Raw genomic sequence first — 18,885 nt, forward strand, 5'->3', positions numbered from 1 at the left:
CTCACCCCGTCACCCCACGACCTCCCGGAGCATCCGGTCCGAGGCGAGGAGTGCGTCGCGGTCGTGGGTCGAGGTGCTCGCCAGCAGCTCGTCGGCTCCCGTGCGTTCGGCCATGGCCTCGAGGCGGCGGCGCACCGTCGCCGGGCTGCCGGCGACCGCACGGTCGAGCGAGGCCTCGACCCGTCGTCGTACCTGCCCCGACCAGGTCGCGTCACGGATGGCCGCGACGCTCTCGAGCGGCGGGAACTCCCCCGTCTGGCGCGACACCGCCATCGCCCAGGCCTCGGGCAGGGCGAGCTCGCGCGCGGTGGCGTCGTCGTCGGCGACGAGCGCGTCCAGCGAGATCGTCACCCGCGGGGCGCTCCCCGCGTGCGGCACGAACGACCGGCGGTAGCGGGCGAGCGCACCGGCGAGCTCGTCGGAGCCGAGGATCGGTCCACCCACGACGACGGGCAGGCCCAGCCGCGCCGCGACCTCGAGCCCGTGTCCGGTGGCGAGCAGGTGCATCGGCACCGGGCTGCCGGTGGCCGGGCGGGCGGTCACCTCGGCGGTGCCCTCGAGGTAGCCCCGGAGCTCGACGAGGTCGTCCTCGAAGCCGTCGCCGTCCTCGTGGTCGCGACGCAGCGCGCGGCGCACGGGCGGCGTGAAGCCGTGCGACCGGCCGAGGCCGAGGTCGACCCGCCCCGGGTGCAGGGCGTCGAGCACCAGGAACTGCTCGGCGACCACCAGCGGCTGGTGCAGCGGCAGCATCACCCCGCCCGAGCCGATCCGGATGCGGTCGGTCCGCGCGCCGATGGCGGCGAGGAGGACGGCCGGCGTCCCCGAGGCGATGCCGGGCACGGCGTGGTGCTCGGCGACCCAGAACCGGTCGTAGCCGACGCGCTCCGCGTGCACGGCCCTGGCCACGGTGGCCTCGAGGGCGGCGGCGTCGGACGCGCCGGCGCGCGTCCTGGAGCGGTCGAGCAGGGAGAGCCTCACCCCTGCTCCAACGCGTCACGGCGCCGGCGGCATCCCCGGGAGGATGACGCGGCCGTCACGCTCCCAGCGCGGTGCGCAGCCGGGTCTCGTCGACGCGCCAGAAGTCGTGCTGCCGGCCGTCGACGAAGGTCACCGGGATGTCCTCGCCGAAGCGGTCCTCGAGCTCGTCGTCGGTGGTGATGTCGACCTCCTCGAAGGACTCCCCCAGGTCGTCGCACACCGAGGCGACGACCTCCCGGGCGGCGTCGCAGAGGTGACAGCCGGGGCGGGTGTAGAGCGTGACCCGGGCGCTGCCCGTCGGGGTGCTCACGGGAGCAGCCCCTGCACGCGACGTCGCTCGAGCCCCCGCAGCCGGCCCTTCTGCACCTTGCCCGTGGCGGTGAGGGGCAGCTCGTCGACGACCTCGATGCGGGCCGGCCGCTTGAATCGCGCGAGGCGGACGACGGCATGGGCGCGGACCGCGTCCTCGAGGTGGGTGCGACCGCCCGCGACGCCGCCGACCGGCACGACGTAGGCCACGACCGCCTCTCCGGTCTCCTCGTCGGGCGCGCCGACGACGGCGGCGTCCGCGACGCCGTCGACCTCCCGGATCACGTCCTCCACCTCGGTCGGGTAGACGTTGAAGCCGCTGACGATGATGAGCTCCTTGACCCGGTCGACGAGGAACAGGTCGCCGCTCGCGTCGAGGAAGCCGACGTCGCCGGTGGCGTACCAGCCGTCGGCGTCCGGGCCGTCGGCACCGTCGGGCCAGTAGCCGCTGAAGAGGTTGTCGCCGCGCACCTGGATCTGGCCGGGGTCCTCCCCCTCGACCTGCCCCCACGTCTCGTCGACCAGGCGCAGCTCGATGCCCGGCAGCGCCGCGCCGACCGATCCGGCCCGCGGTTCGTGGCTGCAGAGCGTGCTCGTCACGACGGGCGACGCTTCGGTGAGCCCGTAGCCCTGGTGCACGGGGATGCCGGTGATCGACGTGAACTGCTCGATCACCTCGGGCTCCAGCGGCGCCGACCCCGACAGCACCAGCCGGACCGGTCCGAGCCGCTCGCGCAGGTGCTCGTCGGGGAGCCAGTGGGCGAAGACGGGCGGAGCGATCGGTACGACGCTGCACGCCTCGTCGTCGATGAGGTCGAGCACCGACTGCGGGTCGAAGCGCTCGACCAGCAGCAACCGGGCGCGATGTCGGAGCACGCCGCCGAGCACGGCGTTGAGGCCGTAGACGTGGAAGAGCGGCAGCACCCCCAGCACGACGTCGTCGCCGTGCATCATCGGCGGCTGCACTGCGGCGACCTGCTCGATGTTGGCGAGCAGCGCCCGGTGGCTGAGCATCGCAGCGCGGGGCAACCCAGAGGTGCCGCTGGTGTAGAGCAGGGCGGCGAGCTTCTCGGGGTCCGGCAGCGGCGGCACGGGTCGTACGACGTCCGCGCGGAGGTCGTCGAGGGCGAGCTCGCCCTCGCCGGGGGCGGTGCCGGTGACGACGACCGTCGGCCGGGCGACGTCGGGATCGAGCTCGTCCAGCGCCGCGCGTACGGCGTCGAGCGCGGTCTCGTCCGCGAAAACGAGGCGGGTGCCCGAGTCCGCGACCATCCGGGCGAGCTCACCGGGCGTGGAGCGCGGGTTGACCGGGACGGCGACGACCTGGGCGCGGAGCACGCCGAGGTAGGTGGTGACGAACTCGATGCGGTTGCCGACGGCGATCATCACCCGCTGCCCGGCGCGTACGCCGTGCGTCCCGAGGCCGGTCGCGAGGCGGCTCACCTCGTCCTCGAGCCCGGCCCAGGTGAGCGAGCGGCCGCCGCTCTCGACGAGGGCCTGCCGGTCGGGGACGTCGTCGGCAGCCTCGGCCACCAACGCGGAGATGTCGTTGCGCGGCATGCCTCGATCCTTCCACAGCCGGCCTGCGTCGGAGGCGGGCGAGGCTAGGCTTGACGGGTGACACCGTCCGAGCGACCCCGGCGCCTCAACCTGCAGCAGCGCTCGGCCCTCGCAGGCGAGGCCGCGGCGGCGTCCGCGGAGGTCGAGAGCGCCCTCACGATGCCCAGCGACCCCACCGCTGCTGCCTTCTTCGACGTCGACAACACCGTCATGCAGGGCGCGAGCATCTTCTACTTCGCGCGCGGGCTGCACCGTCGCCGGTTCTTCACCACGAGGGAGATCGCCTCGGCGGCCTGGAAGCAGGCCTACTTCCGCATCGTCGGCGTCGAGGACCCCGAGCACGTGGCCGAGGCCCGCAACTCCGCGCTGTCGTTCATCGCCGGCCACACCACCGCCGAGCTCGAGGAGCTGGGCGAGGAGATCTTCGACGAGGCGATGGCCCACCGCGTCTGGCCCGGCACCCGCGCCCTGGCGCAGCTCCACCTCGACGAGGGGCAACGGGTCTGGCTGGTGACGGCGGCGCCGATCGAGATCGCCAGCATCATCGCGCGCCGGCTCGGCCTCACCGGTGCCCTGGGCACGGTCGCCGAGCACGTGGACGGGGTCTACACCGGGCAGCTGGTCGGCGACCTGCTGCACGGGCCGGCCAAGGCCGAGGCGATCAAGGCCCTCGCGGAGCGCGAGGGCCTCGACCTCGGCCGCTGCTCGGCCTACTCCGACTCCAGCAACGACCTCCCGATGCTCTCGCTCGTCGGCGACCCGTGCGCCATAAACCCCGACGCCCGGCTGCGCGCCCACGCCCGGGCCAGCGGCTGGCGCATCCACGACTACCGCACGGGGCGCAAGGCCGCTCGTGTCGGCCTCTTCGGCGCCGCCGTCGCGGGCGCGGTGACGGGCGCGGTCGCGGCCGGGGCCAGCCTGCGCCGGCGCGACCACCCCGCCTGACGATGTAACTGGAAGTTACTCACGGGTTCACAAGGCCGACCCGGGCCCCTATCGTGGATGATGCTGCAACCGGGAGGGGACACCGCATGCGGTCGACGAACGACCTTGATCGTGCCTTCGAGCACGGCATGGACGCGCTACGGCGCGCGGTCGTCGCTGCCCTCGCGCCGCGGCCCGCCCTCGGGCTGTCGATGGAGCCGGCGCTCGTGCCGGCCGGTCACGTGCTGCTCGCCGAGACCGCCGCCCCGGGTGCGACGTCAGGTGGGACCACCTCACCCGGTGGCTCCGGCGGCGCCGTGGGCGACGAGGACCGGGCGACGTCCTCGGAGGTCGACGAGGCCGAGCGCGAGCGGCTGATCGCGCTCGTCGAGCTCGCCCGCGCCGGCGACAAGGAGGCGTTCGGCCTCCTCTACGACCACTACCAGGCCTCGGTCTACCGCTTCCTCTACTACCGCGTGCGGTCGCAGACCCTCGCCGAAGACCTCACCTCGGAGACCTTCTTCCGGGCGCTGCGCAGCATGAACAGCTTCCGGTGGCAGGGCAAGGACTTCGGCGCCTGGCTGATGACCATCGCCCGCAACCTCACGATGGACCACTTCAAGGCCGGTCGCACGCGCCTCGAGCTGACCACCGAGGACATGAGCCCCCACGACGACACCACCGAGGGCCCCGAGGGCGCGGTCATCGCCGGCCTCACCAACGAGGTGCTCCTCAAGGCGCTCACCGAGCTGCCGGTCGAGCAGCGCGAGTGCCTCATCATGCGGTTCCTTCAGGGATTGTCGATCGCGGAGACCGCGAAGGCCCTCGACCGCTCCGACGGCGCGGTCAAGCAGCTCCAGCTGCGCGGCGTACGCAATCTCGCCAAGCTGCTGCCGGAGGGGTTGAGAGACGCGTGACACACCCCGTAACCCCTGCCTCGTCTGGCTCGTTCGTCCCAGTGGGAGCACCCGCCAGCAGTGAGACAGGACGACCGCGATGACAGCCCACTTCTCGGCACGACGCCGTGCCGACGAGTTCGAGGCACTCCTCTCCCGTGACCCCTCGGCCCCGCCCGCGGGCCGTGACGCCGAGCCGTACGCCGACCTGCTCGAGGTCGTGGCCGACCTGCGGGCGGTGCCGCCCGTGACCGCGCGGCCCGAGTTCGTGGCGTCGTTGCGCGAGCGCCTGATGGCGGAGGCCGACACCGCCCTGGTGCGCCAGCCGGCGGCTCCGTCGCGACTGGCGATGCCCGCCCGGTCGCGCACCCGGCAGCGCCGCATCGGCGCCGTCCTCGGCGCCGCCGCCCTCGCCGGCTCGGCGGCCACCATGGCCGTCGCGGCGCAGACGGCCCTGCCCGGCGAGTCGCTCTACGGCGTCAAGCGCGGCATCGAGTCCGCGCAGGTGCGCCTCGCCACCGACGAGGCCGACCGCGGTCGCACCCTGCTGGCGCAGGCCGGGACCCGCCTCACCGAGGTCGAGGAGCTGGCCGCCGACGACGCCGGTCGCGACCAGCTGGTGCCCGACACGCTCGACTCCTTCACCCGCCAGTCGAGCGACGGCGTGCGCAGCCTGCTCGTCTCCTACGAGGCCACCGGCGACGCCAGCGACGCGCAGGTGGCGCGCGACTTCACCGCCACGAGCATGGACCGCCTCGAGCGCCTCCAGGGCGAGCTGCCGGAGAGCGCACGCGACGAGCTGCTCGCCGCGGGCCGGACGCTCGCCGACCTCGACCTCGAGGTGAGCAGCGCCTGCCGCGGCTGCACCGGCGGCATCACCACGACGCCCGACTTCCTGCTGACCAGCGCGCCGTCCACCGGCCTGCTGGCCGGCCTCGACACCGACCAGCTGACCCTCGAGGGCGCGCCGATCTCGGGGCAGGACCTCACCGGCATCACCGTGCCCGAGGCGCTCGACCCGCAGCAGGTCGTGCCGACCACCCTGCCGTCGACCACGCTCGCGCCGAACCCGTCCTCGCTCGCCCCCGACCCGACCGGCACCGGTCCCGCCAAGCCCGAGCCGACCAAGCCGGTGAAGGAGCTCACCGACGACGCCGCAGACGCCACCGACGGCCTCACCGACACCGTGACCGGCACGACCGACGGCGTCACCGACGGACTCACCGACACGACCGGCACCCTGTCCGGCCAGCTCGACGACGCGACCGGCGGCGCGCTCGGCGGCCTCACCTCGGGCGCCGACGACGCCACGGGCGGGCTCATCGGCGAGGTGACCGGCACCGTCGACGGCCTGACCGGCGGCACGCTCGACGACGCGACCGGCGGCCTCCTGCCCTAGCTGCCGGGCGCTGCTCAGCCGAAGACGCCGCCGCGGTCGCGCAGCAGGTCGAACAGCGTGTGCTGGATGGTCTCGCGCACCTGGTCGGTGACGTTGAAGACCAGCATCGGGTCCTCGGCCTCGCCGGGCTCGTAGGCGTCGGTGCGGATCGGCTCGCCGAACTCGAGGATCCACTTCGAGGGCAGCGGCACGAGGCCGAGCGGGCCGAGCCACGGGAAGAACGGCGTGATCGGGATGTAGGGGACGCCGAGGAGCCGCGCGAGCGACGGGACGTTGCCGACGAGGGGGTAGATCTCCTCCGCGCCCACCACGGACAGCGGGATGATCGGAACGCCGGTGCGCAGCGCCGCGGAGACGAACCCGCCGCGCCCGAAGCGCTGCAGCTTGTAGCGCTCGCTGAACGGCTTGCCGATGCCCTTGAAGCCCTCCGGCCAGACGCCGACGAGCTGACCCTCGGAAAGCATCCGCTCGGCGTCCTCCGTGCAGGCCAGCGTGGCACCGCCCGCGCGGGCCAGGGCGCTGACCACCGGGAGCTTGAAGACCAGGTCGGCGCCGAGCGGCCGCAGGAAGCGGCCGGCGTGGTCGTGCACCGTCAGCATCGTCATGAGGCCGTCGAGGGGGATGGTGCCGGAGTGGTTGGAGACGACGAGCGCGCCACCCTCCGCGGGGATGTTCTCCAGTCCGCGGACCTCGAGGCGGAACCACTTCTCCGCGATCGGCCGCAGCGCAGCCATGAAGAACCGCTCGGTCAGCTCTCGGTCGAAGCCGTAGTCGTCGACCTCGTAGTCACCCTCGAGGCGGCGGCGGCAGAAGGCCATCAGCTCGGCCGCGCGGCGCTCCCAGTCGGCGCCGAAGACCTCCTGGGCGGCTCCTTGCGCCGCCGCGAGCCAGTCGGCGACCGGGATGCCGGTGGTCGGGGGCTTCGCGGCCTCGCCGCCGGTCGGTGGCGTCACGACCGTCTCGTCGGCGGATCCGGTGGCTCGGCCGCTGCCGGCGCGGGCCTTCTTCCCAGGTGCGTCCGTGGCACCCGCGCGACGCGGCTTGGCGGACGAGGCCTTGCGCGACGAGGGCGCCAGGTTGCGCGCGGCCGAGGACGGCCGGGCGCTGCCCGAGCCGCGGCCCGGGCGGCCACCGGTGCCGATCGGGATGACGACGGCGTCCTCGCCGTCGCGGCGGCGGGCTTCCTCAGGCACGACCGGCCCCTTCCTCGACGGAGGGCGTCACCGAGCGGCGGAAGTCGGCGAACGCCTCGGCCGTGGTGAACTGCGGCTCGAAGCCGAGCACGGTGCGCATCCGGGTGGTGTCCACACCCCGACCGTAGGTCAGGAACCCCAGCTGCTCGGGGGAGAAGTCCGACACCCGGGCCTGGCGCATGGTGGAGCCGAGGCGTCCGACGGCGAAGCGCGGCAGTGCGACCGACGGCGTGCCGAGGCGGCGTACGGCCTGGCTCAGCGTCATCACGCCGTCACCGGCGACGTTGAAGGTGCCGGCGATGCCGGTGGTCGCGGCGTGACGCAGCACCCGCATCAGGTCGTCCTCGTGGAGGAGCTGCAGCCGGGGGTCGAAGCCGAGCACCCGGGGGATCACCGGCAGGCGGAAGTAGTTGGTGAGCGGGCTCGAGACGTGGGGCCCGACCACGTTGGCCGCCCGGATCAGCGTGACATCGACGTCGGGGCGTCGACGGGCGAACCCGCGGACGTAGCCCTCGATCTCGTAGACGTCCTTGGCGTAGCCCGAGGACGGCAGCCGCTTGGGACCCATGTCCTCGGTGAACATCGCCGGGTCGCGCGGACCGGACCCGTAGACCGTGGTCGTCGACTTCACGACCAGCCGCTCGACGGTCGCCGACCGCTGGCACGCAGCGAGCAGCTGCATGGAGCCGATGACGTTGAGCTCCTTCATCGTCCCACGACCACCGGCGGAGCCGGGCGTCGCGATCACGCTCATGTGGACGACGGTGTCGACGTCCTCCTTGGCGATGACCTTCGCGATGACGGGGTTGCGGATGTCGGCGCGGACGAAGGAGACGTCGCCGATGTCACCGCGCGGCGGGACCACGTCCACACCGATGACTCGATCAATGGACGGGTCGCCGGTCGCGGCGCGCGCGAATCGTCGTCCGATGTCCCGGGAGATCCCGGTGACCAGCACGACCCGCCCCATGGTCGAGGGGTGTTACTTGCCGAGCTTGCGGCGCTGGACGCGCGTCTTCTTGAGAAGCTTGCGGTGCTTCTTCTTGGCCATGCGCTTGCGCCGCTTCTTGATGACAGAACCCACGAATCAGACCTTTCCTTGCGGCCGACGTTCGTCGGCCGGACCCGCCCACCCTACTTGCCGGGTGCGAGGGACGCGGAATCGCGTCGGACCAGTGGATCCCTGGCGCGGACGAGGGCTGTCAGCCGGCGTTGTAGAAGCTCTTGCGGAGGTATTCGTTGACGTCGTCCTCACGGACCCGGAAGGAGCGGCCGACGCGGACGGCGGGCAGGTCGCCGCCGTGCACGAGTCGGTAGACCGTCATCTTCGAGACGCGCATCCTGGCCGCGACCTCGGCGATGGTCAGGAACTGCGCCTCGGACATGTCGCCTGGGGTGTTCTCAGCCATGGTGTGCACCGATCCTTCTGCGCGGCGACGGCACCGGTTTCCGCACCGGCGTCACAGGCGTGCCGCTCTCGCTGACAATAGGGCTCGCGTGACGCGTGGGGAAGAGGAACGCCAGAGAAACTTGTGGGACTGCGGCGTGTCGGGTTGCTTCCGACCGCCGTGCCCGTGGCGCGACGGCTCAGGGAAGGGGGTCGAGGCCGTGCAGCGGGAACACCTCGGTGCGCGTGGCGTTGATGGCGCGGTCGAGCCACGTCTCGGGGTCGTAGCCCCCGGACCAGTCGCGGTAGGCCGGGGTCCGGCCGTCGGTCATGCGGTGCGGCGCGGTCGCCCCCAGCACCTCCTCGACGTAGGCCCGCCACGCCGGCGGGGTCGGCTGGGCGGGGTCGACCGGGTTGCCCGAGACGATGGCCAGCAGGTGGGTCCAGGCGCGGGGCACGACGTCGACGATGGAGTAGCCACCGCCTCCGGTGACGACCCATCGCCCGCCGGCGACCTCGTGGGCCAGCTCGTGGAGCGCGAGGTAGGCCGCGCGCTGGCCGTCCACGCTGAGCATCATGTGGGCCAGCGGGTCGTTCATGTGGGAGTCGCACCCGTGCTGGGTGACGAGGACCTGCGGGGAGAACTCGCGCAGGATCGGAGGTACGACGGCGTGGAAGGCGCGCAGCCAGCCGGCGTCGGCGGTGCCGGGCGGCAGCGCGACGTTGACCGCGGTGCCCTCCGCGCCCGGGCCACCGGTGTCGCTCGGGAAGCCGGTGCCAGGGAAGAGCATCTGGCCGGTCTCGTGCAGGGAGATGGTGAGGACCCGCGGGTCGTCCCAGAAGATCCGCTCGACGCCGTCGCCGTGGTGCACGTCGATGTCGACGTAGGCCACGCGCTCGGCGCCGTCGGCGAGCAGCTGGGTGATGCCCACCGCCACGTCGTTGTAGATGCAGAAGCCGCTGGCCTTGTCGGGCATGGCGTGGTGGAGCCCGCCGGCGATGTTGACCGAGTGGAGCGACTCCCCGCTCCAGACCTGGCGGAACGCCTCGAGGGTGGCGCCGACGACGTGGGCGCTGGCGAGGTGCATGTCGGCGAACACCGGGTCGTCCTCGGTGCCGAGCCCACGGGCGGCGTCCTCGAAGCCGGGCGTGGCACCGGCCCGGGTGACTGCCTCGATGAGGCCCTGGTCGTGGACGGTGCGGATCTGCTCGTCGGTGGCCACGGGCGCGTCGACGCGGTGGATCCCCTCGAGCACGCCGAGCTCGTCGGCCAGCCGCATCGTCAGGTCGACGCGCACGGGCGACATCGGATGCGTAGGGCCGAAGTTGTACTCGCAGAGCGTCTGGTCGAACACGACGGACGCTGGCCCCGCACACTCCATGTGGCGGACGTTACCCCCACCTGCCCTCACCGGCTGCGGGCGACCACCACCGTGTTGCCCCGGTAGCGCTCGCCGTCCCAGTCGGTGCACGTCACCAGCACCAGGTCGGGGGCGCCGACGGCGGAGAACAACCGGGCGGCGCGGGCAGCCAGCTCGGCCCGCCCGAGGTCGCGGACGGAGCGGACCGTGAAGGCCAGTGCGCGCCGGGCCGTCGCCACCTCGACGAGGTCCCCCGCCGCGAGTGCGGCGAGGTCGTCGAAGACGCCGCCCCCGTCGTGCACGGTGTGCCCGGCCAGCACCGCGGCCCCGTGACGGCTGCCCGGGCGGGCCCCGCCGCGCCACCAGCCCACGAGCCGCGGGTCCGCGGGCGGGGCGAGCGTCCCGTCGGCGGCCAGGCCGACCGCCACGACCGGGGCCCGTACGCCGAGGCTCGGGAGCCGCACCTCGACCGGACGCCCGGGCCGGTGGGTCGTCGTACGCGTTGGCGGGGGTCGCTGCGGCACGATGCTCGACGGCAGGCCGGACGCGCTGGCGCTGCCGGGCGCCGGGGGCGGCTCCACGCGCAGGGTCGTCACCGCCATCGTCGTCCCCACGCCCAGGGCCAGCAGCGCACCGACCACCGTGGTCCAGCGCGCTGCGGCCCGGGCGTTCAGCGGTCGCATGGTCAGTCCTGTCGGGTCCTGACCAGCACTCCGCCGGCCGCGGCCAGCAGGACCGTCCCCATCGCCGCGAGCACGACACCCAGCTGCCGCGCCGCCCCGGTCCCCTCACGCGGAGCGGCGGGGAGTCCCGCGTCGACCGCGGTCGGCACCGGGGCCGACGAAGCCGGCTGCTCGGACGCCTGCACGCCCCGCACCCCGGCAGCGGCGGGCTGGGCGCCCGGCTGCTGCGTGACCTGCTCGGCCGGCTCCTCGACCGCAGTCTCGCCCGGCTCTGAGGAGGGAGGGGCCGTGGTCGGCAGCACCTCGGGCGGCTGGGCCGGCGGAGCCTCCGTGACCGGCGGTTGCGTCACCGGAGGCTGCGTGGTCGGCGGCTCGGTCGTCGGCGGCTCGGTGGTCGGGGGCTCGGTCGTCGGGGGCTCGGTCGTCGGAGGCTCCGTCGGGCAGACCACGGCCGGGTGGTCGAAGGCGTAGCGGTACTCCTGGTGGGTGACCGCCGGGTGCTCGACCACCTCGGTCAGCCGCTCGAGGTAGAACCAGTCGGCGCGGCCGGAGCTCCCGTGGCTCGTGTAGTGCAGGCCCCACCCGGTGTCGTCGAGCCAGGTGACGTTGGGGTTGTTGACGTGCGGCTCGTGCGTCGTGTTGGCCTGCCAGTCGGGGTCGTCGGGCCCGGTCGGGACCGCAGGGACGACGCCTGCCGGCAGCGGGCCACCGGTCCACGAGTAGTGCTGCCAGCCCACGACCACCTCTTCGGTCCAGGCTGCCTCGTCGACGACCGTGCGCTCGTCGACCTGCCGCCAGCCCTCACCGGGCGACTGCAGCACCCAGTCGGTCGGTGGTCTCGGTCCAGGCCTCGGACGGGACGCACGGCGCGTCGGCGGTCGGCACCGACCCGGCGCTGCCGGCCGTGAGGAACAACAGACCACCGCCGAGGACTGCGATGGCCCCGGTCAGGGCCAGCGCGAGCGCCACCCTGATCATCCCCGAGCGTCGTGTGCGTGCCGATGCTGCCGCGGTCATGACCATCACCTGATTCCGTGGTCCGCGGAACGACCTGGGCGGTCCCCTCCATCCTCTGACCGGGAGGGGGCGCAGGCACGCGATGGTGACCGATCAGACAGCCGCACCGGCGACTGGTATGGACCGTCCTCGTCAAGACCCTTCGGCGAGCTCGCGCGAGCGGTTGCGGGCCGCCTCCATCGCGGCCAGGAAGGCCGCACGGACGCGGTGCACCTCCAGCTCGCGCAGCGCCGAGGCGGTGGTGCCGCCCGGCGAGGTCACCTGCTCGCGCAGCACGACGGGGTGGCTGCCGGTCTCGCGGAGCATCGCAGCGGACCCGACGAGGGTCTGCACGACGAGGTCGGTCGCGGTCGCGCGCGGGAGCCCGAGGTGGACGCCCGCCTCGATCATCGACTCGACGACGAAGAAGATGTAGGCCGGACCGGAGCCGGAGATGGCGGTCACGGCGTCCATCTGCTTCTCGGGGATGCGCAGCACCTTGCCGGTGGAGGCCATCAGCGACTCGGCCTCGAGCAGGTGCGACTCGTCGCAGTGGGAGCCGGGCGAGATGGCCGCCATGCCCTCGTCGACGAGCGCGGGCGTGTTGGGCATGACGCGGACGACGGCGACGCCGTCGGGCACGCGCGACTCGATGTAGGCCGTCGTGATGCCGGCCGCCAGCGACACCAGCAGCTGGCCCGCACGCAGGTCGGGGGCGATCTCCTCGAGCACGTCACCCATGTCCTGCGGCTTCACGACCAGCGCGACGGTGTCGGCCTTGGCGGCGGCCTCGCGGTTGGAGACGACCGCGACGCCGTAGCGGTCCTCGAGCTCGCGGGCCCGCTCGGCACGCTTCTCGCCGACCATCAGCTGGTCGACGCGGCGCCCGGCGCGCACCAACCCGGACAGCAGGGTCTCCCCCATGACGCCGGCACCGATGATCGCTGTGCTCATGCGGTCCAACCTACTGCGACGATTTCGACGCGCACGTCGCGATCTCGTGCCTCGATCGCGGTGCTTGCTCAATCTGGCCCACGACGCGTCCGCTCCTGCGTCGCGGACGCTGTGGGCTCACTTCTTGGAGACGAGCGATCTCACGAAGAACGTGAGGTTCTGCGGCTTCTCGGCCAGGCGGCGCATGAGGTAGCCGTACCACTCGGTGCCGTAGGGGATGTAGACGCGCACGGTCTCCCCCGCCGCCGCCAGGCGCTTCTGCTCCTCCGGCCGGATGCCGAAGAGCATCTGGAACTCGTAGGTGCCCGGCCGCCGGCCGAAGCGGCTCGCCAGCGACGACGCGATCTGGACCATCCGCGGGTCGTGGGTGGCGATCATCGGGTAGCCCTGGCCGCCGAGCAGCACCTTGAGGCAGCGGACGTAGGACTTGTCGACCTCGGTGCGGTCCTGGAAGGCGACCTGCTCGGGCTCCATGTAGGCGCCCTTGCACAGCCGCACCCGCGAGCCTTCGTAGGCCAGCGCCCGGCAGTCGGCCTCCGTGCGGCGCAGCATCGCCTGGAGCACGGCGCCCGTCTCCGGGAAGTCCTTGCGGAGCTCACGAAGGATCGAGAGCGTCGAGTCGGTGGTGGTGTGGTCCTCCATGTCGAGGGTCACCGTCGTGCCGGCGTTGCGGGCGGCGTGGCAGATCTCGCGCGCGTTCTCCAGCGCGACCTTGTGGCCGTTGTCGGGGAGGAACTGGCCGATCGCGCTGAGCTTGACCGACACCTCCGCCTGGGGCGCGAGGCCCTTGGCCGCCAGGTCGGCCAGCAGCTCCTTGTAGGCCGCGACGGTCGCCTCCGCCTGCGCGGCGTCGGTCGTGTCCTCGCCGAGGTAGTCGAGCGTCACCCGCAGGCCGTCGTCGACCAGGCCGGCCGTGGCCGCGACCGCGTCGGCGGTGGTCTCGCCCGGCACGTAGCCGGCCACGATGGAGCTCGAGACGGGCATCGTCGAGACGAGCTTCTTGACTCCCTGGCTGCGGGCGAGGAGCAGGATCGGCTGGCGGAGCAACGACATGCGGCAAGGCTACGCCGACCTCCACCGAACCTTCACAGCTCCTCCACCCCTCCCCCGCCGGTGTTCTCCTAGCGTCGGTCCCATGACTTCCAGCCTCGCCTCCCCCACCTCGCGGTACGCCCTGGCGCTGGCCGAGTCGGTCGCCACCGTGCTCCTCCTGCTGTTCGGCATCGGCGCCCTCGGCATCGTCGGCGAGGGCGACGAGGACTGGCTCTACCTCGGCGGTCCGCTGGTCCTGCTCGTCGTGGCGCTGGCGACCCGGTTCCGCCCCGGCGGCATGGTGCTCGCCCTGGGTGCCGCGGCGCTGGCCACCGTCGTCGCCGGGGTGGTGGCCGTGGTCCTCGTCGCGACCGACCGCGCGACCGCGTCGATCCCCGACGTGGTGATGCTGACCGCGATGTTCGCCGTCCTGTTCGCCGCCGGCGCGTGGTTGTTCAGCAGGGTCAGGGCGTCCGACGCCTGAGGGTGGCGGCGCCGAGCGCGAGCGCACCGAGCGCGAACCCGGCCACGACCAGCACGTTGCGCCACACCTCGGCCGTGTCGGCCGCCCCGACGAGCTCCTGCATGGCGTCGACGGCGTACGACATCGGCAGCACGTCGCTGACCGCCTCCAGCACGTCCGGCATCGCCTCGCGCGGCACGAAGAGCCCGCACAGCAGGATCTGGGGCAGCACGAAGGCCGGCATGAACTGCACCGCCTGGAACTCGGTGGTCGCGAAGGCGCTCACCAGCAGGCCGAGCGCCGTGCCGAGGACCGCGTCGGCCACCGCCACGACGCCGAGCAGCCAGACCGGGCCCTGCACGTCGAGGCCGAGGAGCCCGACGCTGACGGCCACCGCCAGGATCGACTGCGCCGCGGCGAGCAGGCCGAAGGCGATGGCGTAGCCGAGGAGGAAGTCGAGCTTGCCCAGCGGCATCGTGAGCAGCCGCTCGAGGGTGCCGGACGAGCGCTCGCGCAGGGTCGTCACGCTCGTCACCAGGAACATCACGACGAAGGGGAACATCGCCAGCAGGCCCGGGCCGAAGCGGTCGAAGAGGTCGCCCGGGATGTCCTCGAACATCCACCACAGCAGCGTGATGAGGACGCACGGGACGACCAGCAGCATCGCCAGCGTGCGGTGGTCGCGGCGGATTTGGGTGAGGACGCGGCCGGCGACCGCGAGCGTGACGCGCGGGGTCATCAGGCTGCCGTTCATGCGGCGTCCCCCCGTCCCTCGACGAGGTGGAGGAACGCCTGCTCGATGTCCGGCGCACCGGTGCTGCGGCGGACCTCGTCCGGCGAGCCGTCGGCGATGATCCGGCCCTCGCGCATGAGCAGCAGCCGGTGGCAGCGCTCGGCCTCGTCCATGACGTGGCTCGAGACGAGGACGGCGGCCCCGCGGTCGGCGATCCGGTGGAACAGGTCCCACAGGTCGCGGCGCAGCACCGGGTCGAGGCCGACCGTCGGCTCGTCGAGCACCAGCAGGTCCGGCGTACCGAGCAGGGCGACCGCCAGGCTGGCCCGGCTGCGCTCCCCGCCCGAGAGCCGGCTCACGACCTGGGAGCGGTGGTCGTCGAGGCCCACCGCGGCGACGGCCTCGTCGACCTGCGCGCGGTCGACCCCGAGCACGCGGGCGAAGAACGCGAGGTTCTCCGCGACCGTGAGGTCGTCGTAGACGCTCGCGGCCTGGGTGACGTAGCCGATCCGGGTCCGCAGCGGCGGGCTCCCGGCCCGCTCCCCCAGCACCGCGGCCGTCCCCGACCGCACCCGCTGCGCGCCGACCAGGCACCGCATCAGCGTGGTCTTGCCGCAGCCGCTCGGCCCGAGCAGCCCGGTGACGCCAGCCGAGACGTCCAGCGAGATGCCGGGCAGCACCTCGCGCTCGCCGCGCACGACGACGAGGTCACGCACCTCCACGACGTTTTTCACCATGTGTTGAATTGTGCGCGCGGCCCCGTGGGCCGTCAAGCATTCGCGACGTACGACGACTAGGGCAGGTCGCCGGTCAGGTAGTGCTGGAGCACGGGCCCGACGCGGGCGACGAGGTCCTCGGCCGGCATCTGCGCCATCGGCGGGAAGGCGATGACGTAGCGCATCACGATGAGGCCGACGACCTGGCTGGTCACGAGGGGGATCCGCACGTCCGGCCGGTCGGCCACCAGCTGCGCGAGGACCGGGCCCACGACCACCGGGATGAACCCCTCCTTGAGCAGCGTGCCGCCGTCGTCGGTGAGCACGGAGCGGACCACGGCGAGCAGGCGCACCTGCATGTCCGGGTCGTCCCAGACCGACAGGAAGGTCCGCAGCAGCCGCTCGCCGGCGCCGTCGGGCCCCTGCGCCACGACCGGCGCGAGCACCTCTCGCGGGTCGACAGGCATCTCGAGGGCGGCGAGGAACAGGTCGTCCTTGCTGCCGAAGTAGTGGTGCACCAGCGCGGGGTCGACGCCCGCGGCGGCCCCGACTGCACGGATCGTCGTGCCGCGGAAGCCCTTCTCGGCGAACGACGCCCGGGCCGCGGCGAGGACCTCGGCGCGGGTGTCGGGTGCGCCGGGGCGGCGGCCGCGGGAGGTGCGCGCGCTCACGGCGTGGGTACGGCGAGGTGGGCGCGGGCGAACTCCAGCGACTCGGCCAGGTCGGCCTCGCGCTCGGCGCGGCCGGCGGCCCGGCGGGTGTTGATCTCGAGCACGACGTGGCCCGAGAAGCCTATGCCGGCGAGGTGGCGCAGGAACTCCTCGGCCCGCATCACGCCGCGACCGGGGACGAGGTGCTCGTCCTTGGCCGACCCGGTGCCGTCGGTGAGGTGCACGTGCCGGAGGCTCTCGCCCATCCGGTCGGCCATCTCGATGACGTCGCTGCGCGCGATCGCGGCGTGCGAGAGGTCGATCGTGGTGTTGGCGTAGTCCTCGGCGCTCGGGTCCCAGCCGGGCAGGTACATCTCCATCCCGCGGCGCGAGGACGCCCGCCACGGGTACATGTTCTCCACCGCGAAGGCGATGCCGGTGCGGGCCTCGAGCGACGCGATGCCCTCCACGAAGCCGGCGGCGTAGTCCTTCTGCCACCGGAACGGCGGGTGCACGACGACCACGTCGGCGCCCACCGCGTCGGCCATCTCGGCCGACCTCTCCAGCTTGCCCCACGGGTCGGTGCCCCAGACCCGCTGGGTGAAGAGCAGGCAGGGGGCGTGGACGGCACAGATGGGCACCTGGTGGTGGTCGCTGAGCTTGCGGACGGCGTCGACCTGCTGGCTGAGCGAGTCGATGCCGACCATCACCTCGACCGCGTCGTAGCCCAGCCGGGCGGCCCATCCGAAGGCGTGCGCCGTCGACTCGGGGTAGACCGAGGCGGAGGAGAGCCCGACCAGGGGGGTGGACCGCGAGGAGGACCGCGAGGAGGACATGGCCAGCCCTACCTCGTGACGACCGAGATCTGGTCGAGGCGCTCGAGGATCACGCCCTCGCGCAGCGCCCATGGGCAGATCTCCAGCTCGGTGAGGTCGAAGATGTCCATGCAAGCCTCCGCGACGAGCGCGCCCGGCACGATCTGGTGGGTGCGGCTCGGCGAGACCCCCGGGAGGTCGGCGAGCTCCTCGGGCGACATGTCCATCAGCTTGGGGATCCAGCCCGAGAGCGTCTCCAGCTCGAGCGCACGCGGCACGAGCGGGCCGTCGCCGCTGGGTGCGGCACCGCAGATGCGCGCCAGGGAGCGGAACGTCTTAGAGGTCGCCGCGGCCCGGTCGGGCACGCCGGGTCGCAGCAGGTGGCCGGCGTCGCGGGCGATCTCGGCGCGCACCTGCTTGCGGAGCTCGCGTACGTCGTCGTCGGAGGGCCGGCCGCCGCCAAACCACGCCTTCGCGATCCGGGCCGCGCCGAGCGGGAGGGACCAGGCGACGTCGGGGGCCTCGTCGGTGCCGCCGGCGATCTCGAGGGAGCCGCCACCGATGTCGAAGACCGCGAGCCGGCCGGCCGACCAGCCGAACCAGCGGCGTACGGCCAGGAACGTCAGCCGCGCCTCGTCCTCGCCCGAGAGCACCTCGAGCCGGACGCCGCTGTTCTCCTCGACGTGCGCGAGCACGTCGTCGGAGTTGACCGAGTCACGCACCGCCGAGGTCGCGAAGCCGAGCATCTCCTCGCAGCCCTTGTCCTCGGCGATCTGCGTCGCCGAGGCGCAGAAGTCGGTCAGGGCCTTGAGGCCCTCCTTGGTCACCGCGCCGTCCTCGTCGAGGTGCTCGGCCAGGCGCAGGGGTTGCTTGTGCGAGGAGGCCGGCAGGGGTGCCGCACCGCCGTGCGCGTCCACCACCAGCAGGTGACCGGTGTTGGATCCGATGTCGAGGACGCCCAGGCGCATGAAACCCAAACTACTAGGGTTCCCCTGTGCCCGAAGTCGACCTGGTGTTCCCCCGCGCGTTCGTCGAGTTCGCCGACCCCGCCGACGACTCCCAGGTCTTCCGCTGCGACCTGACGTGGCTGACCTCGGCCTACACCTGCATCTTCGGCCAGGGCTGCCAGGGCATCTACGCCGATGCCCCCGACGTCGGCTGCTGCACCCTCGGCGCCCACTTCGCCGACCGGGACGACGAGAAGCGGGTCGCGGCCCACGTCGCCGAGCTCACCCCCGACGACTGGCAGCTCCACCCCGGCCGGGCGGTGCGCAAGGCCGACTGGATCGAGACCGACGACGAGGGGGAGCGCAAGACGCGGGTCGTCGAGGTGGACGGGCAGCAGGCGTGCGTCTTCCACAACCGGACCGACTTCACGACCGATGCTGGACACGTCGGCGCCGGCTGCGCGCTCCACGGCCTGGCCCTGCGGCAGGGACGCAACCCGCTCGAGACCAAGCCCGACGTGTGCTGGCAGCTGCCCATCCGCCGCCAGTTCCGCGAGGTCGAGCGCCAGGACGGCACGGCCTACACCGAGGTCTCCATCGGCGAGTACGACCGGCGCGGCTGGGGACCGGGCGGCCACGACCTGGACTGGTACTGCTCGGGCAACACCGAGGCCCACGTCGCCCCCGAGCCGGTCTACCTCACCCACGAGCCCGAGCTGGTCGAGCTGATGGGCGCCGAGGCCTACGCCGAGCTGGTCCGTCACTGCGAGGCCCACGTGGTTTCGCGTTCCGCGCTCGCGTTGCACCCCGCGTCACCGCAGCACTTTTGACCGAAGCCGCACAAAAGTGCCGGACGCGGCGTTGAAAGTGGTTGTGACGTGCATTACCT

Annotated in this window: 23 protein-coding genes; 5 read left to right on the forward strand and 18 right to left on the reverse strand. The window is 72.9% G+C overall.

Going from position 1 to position 18,885, the window contains the following annotated elements:
- Window positions 1-9: 9 nt before the first annotated feature.
- From NCI01_RS08045 to NCI01_RS08055, 3 genes are read right to left on the reverse strand one after another with little or no spacing between them, the layout of a single operon-like run.
- Window positions 10-978, reverse strand: coding sequence for an MsnO8 family LLM class oxidoreductase (locus NCI01_RS08045; protein ID WP_254180957.1), 969 nt, complete (start codon window positions 976-978; stop codon window positions 10-12).
- Between the two features lie 55 nt (window positions 979-1,033).
- Complete coding sequence (locus NCI01_RS08050) at window positions 1,034-1,288, reverse strand: glutaredoxin family protein (RefSeq protein WP_254180958.1); 255 nt, start codon at window positions 1,286-1,288, stop codon at window positions 1,034-1,036.
- Complete coding sequence (locus NCI01_RS08055; RefSeq protein WP_254180959.1) at window positions 1,285-2,847, reverse strand: class I adenylate-forming enzyme family protein; 1,563 nt, start codon at window positions 2,845-2,847, stop codon at window positions 1,285-1,287. Before NCI01_RS08055 ends, NCI01_RS08050 begins: the two co-directional genes overlap by 4 nt.
- A 57-nt stretch (window positions 2,848-2,904) precedes the next feature.
- Between NCI01_RS08055 and NCI01_RS08060 the strand changes: the two genes are divergently transcribed.
- From NCI01_RS08060 to NCI01_RS08070, 3 genes are all read left to right on the forward strand, one after another.
- On the forward strand, window positions 2,905-3,792 hold the full coding sequence (locus tag NCI01_RS08060) for an HAD family hydrolase (RefSeq protein ID WP_254180960.1): 888 nt from the start codon (window positions 2,905-2,907) through the stop codon (window positions 3,790-3,792).
- Between the two features lie 86 nt (window positions 3,793-3,878).
- Window positions 3,879-4,688 carry a sigma-70 family RNA polymerase sigma factor gene (locus NCI01_RS08065; RefSeq protein WP_254180961.1) on the forward strand — a complete coding sequence of 270 codons (810 nt, stop codon included), beginning with the start codon at window positions 3,879-3,881 and terminating at the stop codon, window positions 4,686-4,688.
- A 79-nt stretch (window positions 4,689-4,767) separates the two neighbouring features.
- The gene (locus NCI01_RS08070; RefSeq protein ID WP_254180962.1) at window positions 4,768-6,066 is read left to right on the forward strand and encodes a DUF5667 domain-containing protein; all 1,299 of its coding nucleotides are present in this window, start codon (window positions 4,768-4,770) and stop codon (window positions 6,064-6,066) included.
- 14 nt (window positions 6,067-6,080) lie between these two features.
- On the opposite strand, the gene NCI01_RS08075 is transcribed toward NCI01_RS08070, so the two are convergent.
- From NCI01_RS08075 to NCI01_RS08120, 10 genes are all read right to left on the reverse strand, one after another.
- A complete protein-coding gene (locus tag NCI01_RS08075) occupies window positions 6,081-7,259 on the reverse strand; it encodes a lysophospholipid acyltransferase family protein (RefSeq protein ID WP_254180963.1) in 1,179 nt (392 codons plus the stop codon).
- Window positions 7,252-8,229 (reverse strand): NAD-dependent epimerase/dehydratase family protein, encoded by a 978-nt coding sequence (locus NCI01_RS08080; protein WP_254180964.1) that lies wholly within the window; start codon window positions 8,227-8,229, stop codon window positions 7,252-7,254. The genes NCI01_RS08075 and NCI01_RS08080 overlap by 8 nt, the downstream gene beginning before the upstream one ends.
- 12 nt (window positions 8,230-8,241) lie before the next feature.
- Window positions 8,242-8,343, reverse strand: a complete 102-nt coding sequence (locus NCI01_RS08085; protein WP_008356322.1) for a 30S ribosomal protein bS22 — start codon at window positions 8,341-8,343, stop codon at window positions 8,242-8,244.
- Window positions 8,344-8,461: 118 nt separating this feature from the next.
- On the reverse strand, window positions 8,462-8,668 hold the full coding sequence (locus NCI01_RS08090; protein WP_172257944.1) for a helix-turn-helix domain-containing protein: 207 nt from the start codon (window positions 8,666-8,668) through the stop codon (window positions 8,462-8,464).
- 178 nt (window positions 8,669-8,846) lie between these two features.
- Window positions 8,847-10,028 (reverse strand): acetoin utilization protein AcuC, encoded by a 1,182-nt coding sequence (locus NCI01_RS08095; RefSeq protein WP_254180965.1) that lies wholly within the window; start codon window positions 10,026-10,028, stop codon window positions 8,847-8,849.
- A gap of 26 nt (window positions 10,029-10,054) precedes the next feature.
- Complete coding sequence (locus tag NCI01_RS08100; protein ID WP_254180966.1) at window positions 10,055-10,690, reverse strand: class F sortase; 636 nt, start codon at window positions 10,688-10,690, stop codon at window positions 10,055-10,057.
- A 2-nt stretch (window positions 10,691-10,692) separates the two neighbouring features.
- Window positions 10,693-11,511 (reverse strand): hypothetical protein, encoded by an 819-nt coding sequence (locus NCI01_RS08105; protein WP_254180967.1) that lies wholly within the window; start codon window positions 11,509-11,511, stop codon window positions 10,693-10,695.
- The gene (locus NCI01_RS08110) at window positions 11,492-11,707 is read right to left on the reverse strand and encodes a hypothetical protein (protein ID WP_254180968.1); all 216 of its coding nucleotides are present in this window, start codon (window positions 11,705-11,707) and stop codon (window positions 11,492-11,494) included. The genes NCI01_RS08105 and NCI01_RS08110 overlap by 20 nt, the downstream gene beginning before the upstream one ends.
- A gap of 132 nt (window positions 11,708-11,839) precedes the next feature.
- Complete coding sequence (proC, locus tag NCI01_RS08115) at window positions 11,840-12,640, reverse strand: pyrroline-5-carboxylate reductase (RefSeq protein WP_254180969.1); 801 nt, start codon at window positions 12,638-12,640, stop codon at window positions 11,840-11,842.
- Window positions 12,641-12,757: 117 nt separating this feature from the next.
- The gene (locus NCI01_RS08120) at window positions 12,758-13,693 is read right to left on the reverse strand and encodes a proline dehydrogenase family protein (protein WP_254180970.1); all 936 of its coding nucleotides are present in this window, start codon (window positions 13,691-13,693) and stop codon (window positions 12,758-12,760) included.
- 82 nt (window positions 13,694-13,775) lie between these two features.
- Here NCI01_RS08120 and NCI01_RS08125 point away from each other — a divergent pair, with 82 nt between their 5' ends.
- A complete protein-coding gene (locus tag NCI01_RS08125; RefSeq protein ID WP_254180971.1) occupies window positions 13,776-14,156 on the forward strand; it encodes a hypothetical protein in 381 nt (126 codons plus the stop codon).
- On the opposite strand, the gene NCI01_RS08130 is transcribed toward NCI01_RS08125, so the two are convergent.
- From NCI01_RS08130 to NCI01_RS08150, 5 genes are read right to left on the reverse strand one after another with little or no spacing between them, the layout of a single operon-like run.
- Window positions 14,137-14,889: an ABC transporter permease gene (locus NCI01_RS08130; RefSeq protein ID WP_254180972.1), complete on the reverse strand. Its 753-nt coding sequence runs from the start codon at window positions 14,887-14,889 to the stop codon at window positions 14,137-14,139. The two genes, NCI01_RS08125 and NCI01_RS08130, sit on opposite strands and share 20 nt — an antisense overlap.
- A complete protein-coding gene (locus NCI01_RS08135; RefSeq protein WP_254180973.1) occupies window positions 14,886-15,605 on the reverse strand; it encodes an ABC transporter ATP-binding protein in 720 nt (239 codons plus the stop codon). Before NCI01_RS08135 ends, NCI01_RS08130 begins: the two co-directional genes overlap by 4 nt.
- Window positions 15,606-15,661: 56 nt before the next feature.
- Window positions 15,662-16,255, reverse strand: coding sequence for a TetR/AcrR family transcriptional regulator (locus tag NCI01_RS08140; RefSeq protein ID WP_254180974.1), 594 nt, complete (start codon window positions 16,253-16,255; stop codon window positions 15,662-15,664).
- Window positions 16,252-17,070, reverse strand: coding sequence for a sugar phosphate isomerase/epimerase family protein (locus NCI01_RS08145; protein ID WP_254180975.1), 819 nt, complete (start codon window positions 17,068-17,070; stop codon window positions 16,252-16,254). Before NCI01_RS08145 ends, NCI01_RS08140 begins: the two co-directional genes overlap by 4 nt.
- A gap of 8 nt (window positions 17,071-17,078) precedes the next feature.
- A complete protein-coding gene (locus tag NCI01_RS08150; protein ID WP_254180976.1) occupies window positions 17,079-18,017 on the reverse strand; it encodes a Ppx/GppA family phosphatase in 939 nt (312 codons plus the stop codon).
- Window positions 18,018-18,043: 26 nt separating this feature from the next.
- Here NCI01_RS08150 and NCI01_RS08155 point away from each other — a divergent pair, with 26 nt between their 5' ends.
- Window positions 18,044-18,826, forward strand: a complete 783-nt coding sequence (locus NCI01_RS08155) for a DUF3109 family protein (RefSeq protein WP_254180977.1) — start codon at window positions 18,044-18,046, stop codon at window positions 18,824-18,826.
- Window positions 18,827-18,885: the final 59 nt, after the last annotated feature.

This window comes from Nocardioides pinisoli, from assembly GCF_024199985.1.
Taxonomy (GTDB): Bacteria; Actinomycetota; Actinomycetes; order Propionibacteriales; family Nocardioidaceae; genus Nocardioides; species Nocardioides pinisoli.